The sequence below is a fragment of the Erythrobacter sp. CCH5-A1 genome, from assembly GCF_001557115.1.
In the GTDB taxonomy this organism is placed as follows: Bacteria; Pseudomonadota; Alphaproteobacteria; order Sphingomonadales; family Sphingomonadaceae; genus Erythrobacter.
Genome location: NZ_LSKQ01000139.1, coordinates 1 through 13,008 on the forward strand (window position 1 = coordinate 1; position 13,008 = coordinate 13,008).

Here is a 13,008-nt window from a genome sequence, read left to right on the forward strand (position 1 = left end):
GGGGAGGACTTTTTTCCGCTGAGGGGACCATCCACTACCGTTTCTCGGAGACTTCGTATGGCCAGCGCGCCGCAACCCCAACTTCCGCTGTTCTACAACGACCTTCTGCCGCTCAACAGCCGCGACCACGCCGACTGGAAGGCCGGTTCGCTCGACAGCGCCGCCTATCTCGCCGCGACCCACGCGATCCCGCTGACCTCGGACGAATTCGTCGATGCGCAGCGCAATTTCCCGATCGTCTTCACCTCCGGAGAAAATCCGCTGCCGATCGCGCTGTTCGGCCTCAACGAAGGCATCAACACCTTCGTGGGCGATGACAACAAGATCAACGATCCGATCTACCTGCCCGCTTATGCGCGCCGCTATCCCTATATCCTCGCCAAGCTCCAGCCGGGCAGCGAGGACATGTCGCTATGCTTCGATCCTTCGGCGAACCTGCTCGGCAAGACCGAAGAGGGCCTTGCCCTGTTCAACGCCGACGGCACGCCGACCGAATACACCAACGGCGTGCTCGATTTCTGCCGCCGCTTCGAGGAAGCCGGCCAGCGCACCAAGCTGTTCATGGACGAACTCGCCAAGCTCGACATCCTGATGGACGGCGAAATCGCGATCACCCGCAACGACATGCCCGACAAGCCCTTCATCTACCGCGGCTTCCGGATGGTCGATGAAAACAAGCTGCGCGAGCTTCCCGCCGCCAAGCTCGAGGAACTCGCCAAGAACGGCATGCTGATGCTGATCTATGCCCACCTGTTCTCGCTGAACCTGATGCGCGTGATCTTCGAACGCCAGCTCGCCCAGGGCAAGGTGCCCGTGGCTGCCGACGGCTCGCCGGCTCCGGCGCTGAACTGATCCGATTGCAATGAAAAAAGGCGGGCGGGTGGACTTCGGTTCGCCCGCCCGTTTCGCGTCCGCGCTCTATTTGGCGGAAGCTATTCGGCCGCCTGGCGCAGCCCCTCGCCCCCGCCGAGCAGCGCCGCTTCCGCGCCCAGTTCGCGCACCAGGTCGGCGAGCATCGCCGCGATGGCCGGAAGCCCGGCGCCAGGCTCGGCCAGATGACGGTCAAGATAGGTCGCGCGGCACACCTCGATCTGCACCGCATGCACGCCCCGGCGCGGGGCGCCGTGGCGGTCGAGCACGTAGCCGCCCGAGTAAGGTCGGTTGAGCGCCGCGGGTACGCCGCGCGCTTCGAGATGGGAGAGAGCGCGCGCGACCAGCGCATTGTGGCACGAAGCGCCGAAGCGATCGCCCAGCACCACCACCGGCGCGCGGGCCTCGCCCTCGCCTGCACGCAGCGGCGGCATCGAGTGGAGGTCGACCAGCAGCGCCGCGCCCCACTCGGCCGCGATCCGCGCCATCGCCGCTTCGAGCGCACAGTGATAGGCGCGGTGGATGCCCTCGATCCGCGCGGCGAGCTCCGCCGGGGCGAGCCGCCCGCGCCAGATCTCGCCCGATCCCGGCAGGCGTCGCGGAACCAGCCCGAGCCCGCTGCGGGCCCGGGCATTGCTGCGCTGGCCCGGTTCGGCTGCGGGCATGCTCGCCGGGCGGCCGCCCTCGATCATGTCCCAGTCGATATCGTCCTCGGCGCGGTTCAGGTCGAGCAGCGCGCGCGGCGCATGGGCGATTAGCAGCGCGGCCCCGGTCTCGCGCGCGATGGCCACGCCGAGCCGGTCGACATGGCGATCCTCGAGCCTGAGCTGGGCGGCTTCCGCATCGCGCATCCGCGCTGTCACGGCGGGCGGATAGGCTCTGCCTGCGTGCGGCACGGCGACCAGCACCGGAAGCCGCAGGCGCGGCGGCAGGGTCAGCGTGAAGGCCGGCGCCCCGCCAAGCCCCGGCACCGCCCCGCCGCTGGTCGCGGAGCGCTGCGCCGAAGGCCGCCGCCGGAGGGGGTTTTGCCGACTGGTCATCAGGCGTCCTTGCTGACGGGTTTGCGCGAGGGTGTCAAAGCCTGATCGTCGCCCCGGCAAGTCAATCTGCGCCACTCTGCGCACTGCCCCGGTTGGGCTGCGTAGATCGGAGAAAGATTTCTTAAGTCGGGTCTGCTAATGGCACTTCCATGACAGCACGACGTACCCCCCGGATCCTGCTCGCCGAAGACGAGGCGGCGATGCGCGCCTATCTCGAACGGGCGCTGACCAATGCCGGCTACGAGGTGAGCGCGGTCGATCGCGGCACCGATGCCGTGCCGCTGCTGGAAAGCGGCGATTTTGACCTGCTGTTGTCGGACATCGTCATGCCCGAAATGGACGGGATCGAGCTCGCCCAGCGCTGCGCCGAGATTTCCCCGCGCACCAAGGTGATGTTCATCACCGGCTTTGCCGCCGTGAGCCTTCGCGCCAGCCGCGAGCAGCCTGCCGCCAAGGTGCTCTCCAAGCCCTTCCACCTGCGCGATCTGGTGCTGGAGGTGGAGCGCGTGTTCGAGGAAGCGGACGCGGCGCGCATGTAGGGATTTCTGCGGCGCGAATCGCTTGCACCTTCCAAAGGGCTGCGATAAAGGGCCGCTCCGCTTCTCCCCCGGGAGGGCGCACATCCGATGGTGTGGGCGTATAGCTCAGTGGTAGAGCACTATGTTGACATCGTAGGGGTCGCAAGTTCAATCCTTGCTACGCCCACCATCGGCTGAACGCGAAACCGCCCGCCCCTTCCGGCGGGCTTTTTTGTGTCTGCTCCGCGCTGCAACGGCTGTTGCGTTTCATTCGCAGCCCCCGCGCTTGCAAGCCCCCGCGCCTCTGCTAAAGCCGCGGCGGGATCTATGGGCCTCGGACGGGCCCGCACACTTCCTGTCGATCACACCTAGCCGCGCATCAGACGCGGCAAGAAGGATAGGGCAACACGCATGAACAAGATCAAAGTCGCCAACCCCGTCGTCGAACTCGATGGCGACGAGATGACGCGCATCATCTGGCAGTGGATCCGCGAAAGGCTGATCCTGCCCTACCTCGACATCGATCTGAAGTATTACGACCTCTCGATCGAGAACCGCGATGCGACCGACGATCAGGTCACGGTCGATTCCGCCAATGCGATCAAGCAGTATGGCGTGGGCGTGAAGTGCGCCACCATCACTCCGGACGAACAGCGCGTCGAGGAATTCGGCCTCAAGAAGATGTGGAAGTCGCCCAACGGCACGATCCGCAACATCCTGGGCGGCGTGGTTTTCCGCGAGCCGATCGTGATCGACAACGTGCCGCGTCTCGTGCCGGGCTGGACCGATCCCATCGTGGTCGGCCGCCACGCCTTCGGCGATCAGTACAAGGCGACCGACACCCTGATCCCCGGCCCCGGCAAGCTGCGGCTGGTTTGGGACGGCGAGAACGGAGAGAAGATCGATCTCGACGTGTTCGATTTCCCCAGCGCCGGCGTCGCGATGGCGATGTACAACCTCGACGATTCGATCCGCGACTTCGCCCGCGCGAGCTTCAACTACGGCTTGAACCTCGGCTGGCCCGTGTACCTCAGCACCAAGAACACGATCATGAAGGCCTATGACGGGCGCTTCAAGGACCTGTTCCAGGAAGTGTTCGACACCGAGGGCTTCGCCGAGAAGTTCAAGGAAAAGGGCATGGTCTACGAACACCGCCTGATCGACGACATGGTAGCCAGCGCGCTCAAGTGGTCGGGCAAGTTCGTCTGGGCGTGCAAGAACTACGACGGCGACGTGCAGTCGGACACGGTGGCGCAGGGCTTCGGCTCGCTCGGCCTGATGACCTCGGTGCTGCTCTCGCCCGACGGCAAGACCGTCGAGGCCGAAGCCGCGCACGGCACCGTCACCCGCCACTACCGCCAGCACCAGCAGGGCAAGGCGACCTCGACCAACCCGATCGCCTCGATCTTCGCCTGGACCCGCGGCCTCATGTACCGCGGCAAGTTCGACGGCACCCCCGAGGTGGTGAAGTTCGCCGAAACGCTCGAGCGGGTCTGCGTCCAGACGGTCGAGAAGGGCTACATGACCAAGGACCTCGCGCTGCTGATCGGCCCGGGCCAGGCTTGGCAGACCACCGAGCAGTTCTTCGAGACGATCGTCCAGAACCTCGAGAAGGAAATGGCCGGCTGGGCATAAGGCCCGGCAAGGGAGCATCATGGCAAGCCGATCAACCGCACGTCTGGAAATCCGTCAGGCCAAACTGAAGGACGTGCGGGCGATCGGCGATCTGGTGCGCCGCGCCTATGACGATCTGCCCGCCTACACCCAGGGCGAAATCCGCGGGCAGATCAACAACTACCCCGATGGCTGCTTCGTCGCGCTGTTCGATGGCGCGGTGGTCGGCTACTGCGCCTCGATGCGATTGGACGCGCGCGTCGCGCTGTCGGACCACACCTGGGACGAGGTGACCGGCAACGGCTTCGGCAGCCGCCACGACCCTACCGGCGACTGGCTCTACGGCTACGAACTGTGCGTCGATCCGGCGGTGCGCGGCACCCGGCTCGGCCGCCGCCTCTACGAGGAACGCCGCGCGCTGGCCGAGCGGCTCGACCTCACCGGTATCGTCTTCGGCGGGCGCATGCCCGGCTATGCCCGCGCCAAGCGTCGCAAGACCAACGGCGCACAGACGCCGCAGGAATATCTCGATCTGGTCATCGAGAACCGCATCCACGATCCGGTCCTGCGCTTCCAGCTGGCCAACGGTTTCGAGCCTGCGGGCATCCTCCCGCGCTACCTGCCCGAAGACAAGGCGAGCCGCGGCAATGCCGTGCGGATGGTCTGGCGCAATCCCTATGTCGACAGCGACGCGCCCCCCAAGCATCGCCTGCCGCGCGACGTGGAAAGCGTGCGCATCGCCACCTGCCAGCTACAGGCCCGCGCGGTCTCGGGCTTCGACGAGTTCATGAAGCAGATCGAATATTTCGTCGATGTCGCCGCCGATTACGAGGCGGACTTCATCGTGTTCCCCGAGATGTTCACGGTGATGCTCCTCTCGGCCGAGCCGAAGGAACTCACCCCGCTCGAAGCCATCGAGCGGCTCAGCGACTACACCCCGCGCATCCGCCAGCGGCTTTCGGAGATGGCGCTCGCCTTCAACATCAACATCATCGGCGGATCGCACCCCACCCGGATGCCCGACGGCGACATCCACAATGTCGCCTATGTCTGCCTGCGCGACGGATCGATTCACGCACAGGAGAAGATCCACCCCACCCCCAACGAGGCCTATTGGTGGAACATAAAGGGCGGCGACACGATCGACGCCATCCCCACCGATTGCGGCCCCATCGGCGTGCTGATCTGCTACGACAGCGAATTCCCCGAACTCGCCCGCCGCCTCGTCGACGAAGGCGCGCGGATCATCTTCGTGCCGTTCTGCACCGACAGCCGCCAGGGCTACATGCGGGTGCGCTATTGCTCGCAGGCGCGCGCGATCGAGAACCAGTGCTTCGTGGTGATGAGCGGCAATGTCGGCAACCTGCCCAATGTCGCCAACATGGACATCCAGTATGCCCAGTCCTGCATCCTCACGCCCTGCGACTTCCCCTTCGCGCGTGACGGGATCGCCGCCGAGGCCTCGGAGAACGTCGAGACGCTGACGATCAGCGACGTCAACCTTGCCGATCTCAGCTGGGCGCGCGCCGAGGGCACGGTCATGAACCTCGCCGACCGGCGCTTCGATCTCTATCGCATCGAGTGGGACAAGCGGGTCGGCAACATCAAGGACCCGCTCGGCGAGGAGCACGCCACGGGGGTTTCGCGCCCCCTCGGCCCGCCCTCGGCACGCGGAGGGTGACAGGTCACCTGCCGCCCGTTAAGCCTTGGGCGTGGCTGGCGAACTGACCCTCTCCCCCGTCCTGTCCGACGCGCTGGTGATTCTCGGTTCGGCCGGCATCGTCATCCCGCTTTTCGCCCGCTTCCGCATCACCCCGATCATCGGCTTCATCCTGATCGGGGTAGCTGTAGGCCCATCCGGCCTCGGCTCGCTGGTCGATGAACATCCATGGCTGTATTACATCACCATCACCAATGTGGTGAGATTGGTGCCCTTCGCCGATTTCGGCATTATCCTGCTGCTGTTCGCCATCGGGCTCGAATTGTCGTTCAACCGCTTGTGGGCGATGCGCAAGCTGGTGTTCGGCCTCGGCGCGCTCGAGGTGCTGATAAGCGGCGGCGCGCTCGCGCTGTTTCTTGGTCTGGTGAGCAGCATGAGCGTCACTGCGGCGCTGGCGCTGGGCTTTGCGCTCGCCTTCTCTTCGACCGCGATCGTCCTGCCGATCTCGGGTACGAAATCGCCGGTGGGTCGCGCGGCGCTCTCGATGCTGCTGTTCGAGGACATCATGATCGTGCCGATCATCTTCATCCTCGGCGCGCTCGCGCCCAATGCGGCTGAGGACGGGTGGGCCGGCATGATCGAAACCCTGTGGCAGGGGGCATTGGTGATCACCGTTCTCCTCGTGGCCGGGCGCTTTCTCCTCCCTCGCCTGTTCGCGCAGGCCGCACGCACCAAGAGCCCCGAGCTGTTCCTCTCGGCCTCGCTGCTGGTGGTGATCGGCGCGAGCCTTGCGACCGCGCTGGTCGGCCTCTCGCCCATCGTCGGCGCGCTGATCGCCGGGCTGCTGATCGCCGAGACCGAATACCACACCGAGGTCGAACTGATCATGGAGCCCTTCAAGGGCCTTGCCCTCGGCGTCTTCCTCATCACCGTGGGCATGAGCATCAATTTGGCCGAGATCGCCGGCCAGATCGGCACGATCGCGCTCGCGGTGACCGGGGTGGTGGTGTTCAAGGCGATCGTCACCGGGATCCTCCTGCGGCTGATGGGCGCGCGGCGCAGCACCGCGGCCGAGACCGGCCTGCTGATGGCTTCCCCGTCGGAGACCACGCTGATCGTGCTCGCCGCGGCGACCAGCGCGCTGGTGCTCGATGCCGAGACCGCGCGCTTCTGGCAGACCGTCACCGCGATCGGCCTCACCATCACCCCGCTCCTCGCCAAACTCGGCGCGGTCATCGCGCGGCGCGTCGACGCGACAGTGCATGTGCCCGACGAGGACGACACCGACAGCGCGCGCACCATCATCGTCGGCGGCGGCCGCGTCGGGCGGCTGGTCGCCGACATGATGCGCACCCATGGCAAGCCCTATGTGATGATCGATTCGAACCCCGATCTGATCGCCAGCGCCAAGATCGACGGTTATCGCGCAACCTTCGGCGATGCCGGGCGCAGCGACACGCTGGCGCGGCTCGGGGTCGAAACGGCGCCTGCCGTCGTGCTGACCATGGACGAGCCGGTGCTCGCCCAGCGCCTCGTGGCGAAACTGCGCCAATCCTATCCTGACCTGCTGATCGTCGCCCGTGCGCGCGATCCCGATCACGCCGCCGCGATGTACCGCGCGGGCGCGAGCCATGCGGTGCCGGAAACGCTTGAGGCCTCGCTCCAGCTATCGGAGGCCGTGCTCGTCGACATCGGCGTCGCGATGGGCCCGGTGATTGCCTCGATCCACGCCAAGCGCGACGAGTTCCGCGAGCAGCTGGAGCGTGACGGGGGGCTCAGCGAGAAGCCGAAGCTCAAGACCGCCAGCCTGCGCGAGCGCGAGGCCTAGCCCAGCGGCTCCACGCTGCGTTCGAGCGTCTTGAAGCGAGTGCCATCGGCTTGCCGCACGGTGATTGTCACGTTGCCGCCCTTGCTCACATTCCGGTCTTCGACCGTGCCGGTCTTGCCCTTGTGCGTCCCGGCAATCACGACGCATGCGTCACCGTTCTGCATCGATGTCCGCCTCCCCGCGCGCCACAGCCAGGCCCAGTGGCTCCATGAGCGGCTTGATGCGCCACGCCTCCCCGGCGGTGACATCGTTGCCGTCATAAAGCAGGTAAACCTTCCAGCCCTTGCCCGCCCGGATCACCCGATATTCGGCAAGGTGCTTCTCCTCGACCAGCGTGCCGCTGTCATCATAAGCCTCGAGCATCTCCACATGCGAGAACGCGAAACCCCTGTCGGTGCGGGTGACTTCGGCGGTGTAGACCGTGTTGCACCAGCCTTCGCACAAGGTGAATTCGGCCATCGGCTTGGCCGTGGCGGGGTCCGTGAAGAAGCGAACCTCGAACCCGCCGAGATCACCGCTTTCCGCCCCCATAGTGACATTGCCGTAAAGCCCCTGGGGAAAGGGTGGCTCGGGGCTTTTCGCCTCGACCAGAGCTCCGCATGCAAAAAGCAGCGCAGCGGCCAGAGCGAGGCGAAACGGATTGGTCACCCCGCCATCGCCGCCTTGACCGCCGCCAGCGCCTCCGCCGCCTTGCTGCCGTCGGGCCCGCCGCCCTGCGCCATGTCGGGCCGGCCGCCGCCGCCCTTGCCGCCGAGCGCTTCGACACCGGCGCGCACCAGATCGACCGCGCTGAAGCGGCCGGTGAGGTCATCCGTCACCGCCGCCGCGATGCTCGCCTTGCCGTCATTGACCGCGATCACTGCCGCAACCCCGCTGCCCATGCGCTGCTTGGCCGCATCGAGCAGCGGGCGCAGTTCCTTGGGATCGAGCCCATCGAGCACCTGCCCGCTGAAGGTGACGCCCGCGACGGTCTCGTCCGCGTTCGCCGCCGCGCCGGTTCCGCCGCCGCCCAGCGCGAGGGCCTTCTTCGCCTCGGCCAACTCTTTCTCGAGCCGCTTGCGCTCGTCGAGCAGCGCGGCGAGCCTTGCGGGGACTTCCTCGGGGGTCGCACGGATCACGCTGGCGGCGCTCTTCAAGGCTTCCTCGCGTCCGACCAGCCACTGGCGCGCGCCCTCGCCCGTCATCGCCTCGATCCGGCGCACGCCCGAGGAGACCGCGCTTTCCGAGACGATCCGGAAGATGCCGATATCGCCCGTGGCGCGCACATGGGTGCCGCCGCACAGTTCGACCGAATAGTTGCGGCCTTCCTTGCCGGCGCGGCCCATCGCGAGCACGCGGACCTCGTCGCCGTACTTCTCGCCGAACAATGCGAGAGCGCCCGCCGCGACGGCGTCGTCGGGGGTCATCAGCCGGGTGCTGACGGTCTCGTTGGCGCGGATCTCGGCGTTCACCTCGACCTCGATCGCGGCGATGTCTTCGGGCGTGAGGGCAACGGGGTGCGAGAAGTCGAAGCGCAGGCGGTCTTCGGCCACGAGGCTGCCCTTCTGCGTAACGTGCCCGCCAAGGCGATTGCGCAGCGCGGCATGGACGAGGTGCGTGGCCGAGTGGTTGGCGCGGATGCGGTCGCGCCGCCCGGCATCGACCTTCAGCTCGACCGTGTCGCCGACGCTGACCGTGCCCTCCTCGATCCGCGCCTGGTGCGCGTGGAGACGACCGAGCGGCTTGGATGTGTCGGTCACAGCCGCGCGCAGCCCGCCGAGGCTGGCGATGGTGCCGGCATCGCCCGTCTGGCCGCCGCTTTCACCATAGAACGGGGTCTGGTTGGTGAGGATAACGACCTCATCGCCCGCCGCAGCGCTGGCAACTTCGGCCCCGCCCTTGACGATCGCAACGACCTTGCCCTCGCCGCTGGTGGCGGCGTAGCCGGTGAATTCGGTCGCGCCCTCGCGCTCGGCGATGTCGAACCACACCTCGCCCGAAGCCGCCTCGCCCGAGCCCTTCCACGCGGCGCGCGCAGCGGCCTTCTGGCGGGCCATCGCGGCGTCGAAGCCTTCGCGGTCGACCCCGATGCCGCGCGCGCGCAGGGCGTCCTCGGTGAGGTCATAGGGGAAGCCGTAGGTGTCGTAGAGGCGGAAGGCGACTTCGCCGTCGAGCTCGCCGCCGGTCGCGAGGTCGCCGGTCGCTTCGTCGAGCAGCTTCAGGCCCTTGTCGAGCGTGCGGCGGAACTGAGTCTCCTCGCGCTCGAGCACCTCGGCGATCAGCGCCTGGCCGCGCACGAGCTCGGGATAGGCCTGCCCCATCTCGGTGACGAGCGCGGGGACGAGGCGGTGCATCAGCGGCTCGGCAGCACCGAGCAGATGCGCGTGGCGCATGGCGCGGCGCATGATGCGCCTCAGCACATAGCCGCGGCCCTCGTTTGAGGGGAGGACGCCATCGGCCATCAGGAAGCTGGTCGAGCGCAGGTGATCGGCGATGACGCGGTGCGAAGCGGCTTGCTCGCCCGCAGCAGCGACGCCGGTGAGGCTTTCCGAAGCGGAGATCAGCGCCTTGAAGGTGTCGGTGTCGTAGTTGTCATGGACGCCCTGCAGCACCGCGGCGACGCGTTCGATCCCCATGCCGGTATCGATCGAGGGTTTCGGCAGGTCGATTCGGTTGCCGCCAGCCTGCTGCTCGTATTGCATGAACACGAGGTTCCAGATCTCGACGAAGCGGTCGCCGTCCTCGTCGGGGCTGCCGGGAGGGCCGCCGAAGATGTGCTCGCCGTGATCGTAGAAGATTTCCGAGCACGGCCCACAGGGGCCGGTGTCGCCCATCGACCAGAAATTGTCCGAGGTCGGAATGCGGATGATGCGATCTTCCGGCAGGCCTGCGATCTTCTTCCACAGGTCGAAAGCCTCGTCATCGGTGTGGTAGACCGTGACGGTGAGCTTGTCCGTGGGCAGGCCCCATTCCTTGGTCAGCAGCGTCCACGCGTGCGTGATCGCCTCTTCCTTGAAATAGTCACCGAAGGAGAAATTCCCCAGCATTTCGAAGAAGGTGTGATGCCTCGCGGTGTAGCCGACATTGTCGAGATCATTGTGCTTGCCCCCCGCACGCACGCACTTCTGCGAGGAAGCTGCGCGCGGGCTTGCCGGGGTCTCGAGCCCGGTGAAGATGTTCTTGAACGGCACCATCCCGGCGTTGACGAACATCAGCGTAGGATCATTGTAGGGCACCAGCGGCGCGCTCGGGGTGGGCGTGTGGCCATTCCGACCGAAATAGTCGAGGAAAGAGCGGCGGATTTCGTTCGTGGACGTCATGGGCGTGCAGTTAGGCAAAGCGCGGGCCTAAGGCAATGGAGCGCGCAAATTCGGGGCCCCGCAGGTGACAGGGGCCTTCCGGCAGGCCTCCTGCAAAACGCGAAAGGCCGGTGCGTGCCTGGGGAGAGCACACACCGGCATTCCGCTTGTCCGGGCACCGATTGGGGACAGCCGGGCCGGAGCGGGACACTCCGGCAGCGGCAGGCGCCCGCTTGGGAATCACATGTCCGAGTCCGCGTCCGGCCCGGTCATCATCTCCCCGGCGACCTGATCGGTGCGGCTGCGGATCGCAGCTTCCAACCGGTCGCAAACTTCAGGATTGTCCTTGAGGTAGGTCTTGGCGTTCTCGCGCCCCTGACCGATGCGGATCGAATCGTAGGAGAACCAGCTCCCCGACTTCTCCACCAGGCCGGCCTTGACCCCGAGATCGAGAATCTCGCCGATCTTGGAGATGCCCTCGCCATACATGATGTCGAATTCGACCTGCTTGAAGGGCGGCGCGACCTTGTTCTTGACCACCTTCACGCGGGTGGTGTTGCCGGTGATCTCGTCGCGTTCCTTGATCTGGCCGGTGCGGCGGATGTCGAGTCGCACCGAGGCGTAGAACTTGAGCGCGTTGCCGCCGGTGGTGGTTTCCGGGTTGCCGTACATCACCCCGATCTTCATGCGCAGCTGGTTGATGAAGATCACCATGCAGCGCGAGCGGCTGATCGAGCCGGTGAGCTTGCGCAGCGACTGGCTCATCAGGCGCGCCTGAAGGCCGACGTGGCTGTCACCCATCTCGCCTTCGATTTCCGCGCGCGGCACCAGCGCCGCGACCGAATCGACCACCAGCACATCGATCGCGTTCGAGCGCACCAGCGTGTCGGTGATTTCGAGCGCCTGTTCGCCGGTATCGGGCTGCGAGACGATCAGCTCGTCGATATCGACGCCGAGCTTGCGGGCGTAGACCGGATCGAGCGCGTGTTCCGCATCAACGAAGGCCGCGGTGCCGCCCGCCTTCTGCGCTTCGGCGATGACATGCAGCGCCAGCGTGGTCTTGCCCGAGCTTTCCGGGCCATAGACTTCGATCACGCGGCCGCGCGGCAGGCCGCCGATGCCAAGGGCAATGTCGAGACCCAGCGATCCGGTCGAAATGGCTTCGACCTGCATCGTCTCCTTCGAGCCCAGCTTCATCGCCGAACCCTTGCCGAACGCACGATCGATCTGTGCAAGCGCGGCTTCCAGAGCCTTTTGACGGTCCACGGCCTTCTTGTCCTCTTCCACCAATTTCAATTGGGTAGCCATCGCACGCGCTCCTTCGCTTGCCTAGGGGCAATGCGGAGTTTTCCGCCGCCCTTGAAGGAGTATGTATCGCATTTGTTCTCATGGAACAAGTAGGGAACGGAAAATTTTTTGCGCGGCCGCCCCGTCCCGTCCCTACTCGCGATCCGATTCCCGCGCCTTCCACTCGGCGGTGGCGGTAGAATTGGCCGGAACGGTCACCTCGATCGTCTGCCAGCCGTTCTTGAGCACGGGTTTGCGGCCCGGATAACGGATCTCGTAGTCGCCGCCCCAGCCCAGTTGCAGCCGCACGGTGACCGGGTGCGGGTTGGCGTTGGTGAGCACCGCGCGCATCGGGGACCACTTGGCGAGGTCCGAGCTGCGGCCGTTGCGAGTGTAATTGCCGCAGATCCCGAAGACCTGCGCGCTTTCACCCAACGCCAGCTCGACATCCTGCCCGCGGGCATAATCGCGCAAGGTCGTCTGTGCGGCGAGCTGCGGTCCGCGGGAGGTCGGCTCGAACAGCGTCATCTGCCCCTGCGGCAGCGCGATGCCGAGGCCCTTCTTGTCCTCGTTCTTGGTCACCAGCAGCATATTGGCGGCGTCGGGTTCGTCGTATTCCGGGTCGATGAGGTTGGTGGGATCGCACTGCGTCTCGTAGAGCAGCCGTGCCTTGACCGCGTCCTTGTTCAGGAAGGCGACCTGCTTCATCCCCTTGGCCGAGACATCGACGCGGCCGGGCACGCGGAACAGCTTGAGGTCGCCGAGGTCTTCCTCATCCGCGGTGACGACCGACACGGGAGCGGCCATAAGCGCAGGGGCCTCGCGGCGCATGGCCGTCACCACGATCGCGCTGGCGTCCATGTCCATCTCCATCATGCCGGGCGGCGGAGGAGGTGCTGGTGGCGGCGGGGGC

General features: G+C 66.3%; 10 protein-coding genes, 1 tRNA gene and 1 pseudogene. 6 read left to right on the forward strand and 6 right to left on the reverse strand.

Translation table 11 applies throughout. The features are described 5' to 3' along the window. The first annotated feature begins 57 nt into the window (after window positions 1-57). Window positions 58-852 (forward strand): SapC family protein, encoded by a 795-nt coding sequence (locus tag AX708_RS07350; protein WP_066531608.1) that lies wholly within the window; start codon window positions 58-60, stop codon window positions 850-852. 80 nt (window positions 853-932) lie between these two features. Here the strand turns inward: AX708_RS07350 and AX708_RS07355 are convergent, their stop codons facing one another. Further along, a complete protein-coding gene (locus AX708_RS07355) occupies window positions 933-1,910 on the reverse strand; it encodes an N-formylglutamate amidohydrolase (protein ID WP_197426208.1) in 978 nt (325 codons plus the stop codon). Window positions 1,911-2,059: 149 nt separating this feature from the next. Here AX708_RS07355 and cpdR point away from each other — a divergent pair, with 149 nt between their 5' ends. The 5 genes from cpdR (at window position 2,060) to AX708_RS07380 (ending at window position 7,530) form a co-directional block, all read left to right on the forward strand. After that, window positions 2,060-2,449, forward strand: a complete 390-nt coding sequence (gene cpdR, locus AX708_RS07360) for a cell cycle two-component system response regulator CpdR (RefSeq protein ID WP_066531609.1) — start codon at window positions 2,060-2,062, stop codon at window positions 2,447-2,449. 94 nt (window positions 2,450-2,543) lie between these two features. Next, window positions 2,544-2,618 (forward strand) — tRNA-Val (locus AX708_RS07365). Between the two features lie 221 nt (window positions 2,619-2,839). Next, window positions 2,840-4,063: an NADP-dependent isocitrate dehydrogenase gene (locus AX708_RS07370; protein WP_066531610.1), complete on the forward strand. Its 1,224-nt coding sequence runs from the start codon at window positions 2,840-2,842 to the stop codon at window positions 4,061-4,063. Window positions 4,064-4,082: 19 nt separating this feature from the next. Beyond that, window positions 4,083-5,723 carry a bifunctional GNAT family N-acetyltransferase/carbon-nitrogen hydrolase family protein gene (locus tag AX708_RS07375; RefSeq protein WP_066531611.1) on the forward strand — a complete coding sequence of 547 codons (1,641 nt, stop codon included), beginning with the start codon at window positions 4,083-4,085 and terminating at the stop codon, window positions 5,721-5,723. Between the two features lie 31 nt (window positions 5,724-5,754). Beyond that, window positions 5,755-7,530: a cation:proton antiporter gene (locus tag AX708_RS07380; protein ID WP_066531613.1), complete on the forward strand. Its 1,776-nt coding sequence runs from the start codon at window positions 5,755-5,757 to the stop codon at window positions 7,528-7,530. On the opposite strand, the gene AX708_RS07385 is transcribed toward AX708_RS07380, so the two are convergent. From AX708_RS07385 to AX708_RS07405, 5 genes and pseudogenes are all read right to left on the reverse strand, one after another. Beyond that, window positions 7,527-7,694, reverse strand: coding sequence for a KOW motif-containing protein (locus tag AX708_RS07385; protein ID WP_066531615.1), 168 nt, complete (start codon window positions 7,692-7,694; stop codon window positions 7,527-7,529). The two genes, AX708_RS07380 and AX708_RS07385, sit on opposite strands and share 4 nt — an antisense overlap. Continuing rightward, a complete protein-coding gene (locus AX708_RS07390) occupies window positions 7,681-8,178 on the reverse strand; it encodes a hypothetical protein (RefSeq protein ID WP_067489871.1) in 498 nt (165 codons plus the stop codon). The genes AX708_RS07385 and AX708_RS07390 overlap by 14 nt, the downstream gene beginning before the upstream one ends. Next, window positions 8,175-10,829 carry an alanine--tRNA ligase gene (alaS, locus tag AX708_RS07395; RefSeq protein WP_066531621.1) on the reverse strand — a complete coding sequence of 885 codons (2,655 nt, stop codon included), beginning with the start codon at window positions 10,827-10,829 and terminating at the stop codon, window positions 8,175-8,177. Before alaS ends, AX708_RS07390 begins: the two co-directional genes overlap by 4 nt. Before the next feature lie 219 nt (window positions 10,830-11,048). Then, a complete protein-coding gene (gene recA, locus AX708_RS07400; RefSeq protein ID WP_066531623.1) occupies window positions 11,049-12,116 on the reverse strand; it encodes a recombinase RecA in 1,068 nt (355 codons plus the stop codon). A gap of 132 nt (window positions 12,117-12,248) precedes the next feature. Next, window positions 12,249-13,008, reverse strand: a pseudogene (locus tag AX708_RS07405) (hypothetical protein); the annotation flags it as partial.

Excerpts from the sequence above, each read along its gene's own strand:
- AX708_RS07375 (WP_066531611.1), top strand. The coding sequence starts at position 4,083 with ATGGCAAGCCGATCAACCGCACGTCTGGAAATCCGTCAGGCCAAACTG.
- recA (WP_066531623.1), bottom strand. The coding sequence starts at position 12,116 with ATGGCTACCCAATTGAAATTGGTGGAAGAGGACAAGAAGGCCGTGGAC.
- AX708_RS07385 (WP_066531615.1), bottom strand. The coding sequence starts at position 7,694 with ATGCAGAACGGTGACGCATGCGTCGTGATTGCCGGGACGCACAAGGGC.
- alaS (WP_066531621.1), bottom strand. The coding sequence starts at position 10,829 with ATGACGTCCACGAACGAAATCCGCCGCTCTTTCCTCGACTATTTCGGT.
- cpdR (WP_066531609.1), top strand. The coding sequence starts at position 2,060 with ATGACAGCACGACGTACCCCCCGGATCCTGCTCGCCGAAGACGAGGCG.
- AX708_RS07350 (WP_066531608.1), top strand. The coding sequence starts at position 58 with ATGGCCAGCGCGCCGCAACCCCAACTTCCGCTGTTCTACAACGACCTT.
- AX708_RS07355 (WP_197426208.1), bottom strand. The coding sequence starts at position 1,910 with ATGACCAGTCGGCAAAACCCCCTCCGGCGGCGGCCTTCGGCGCAGCGC.
- AX708_RS07370 (WP_066531610.1), top strand. The coding sequence starts at position 2,840 with ATGAACAAGATCAAAGTCGCCAACCCCGTCGTCGAACTCGATGGCGAC.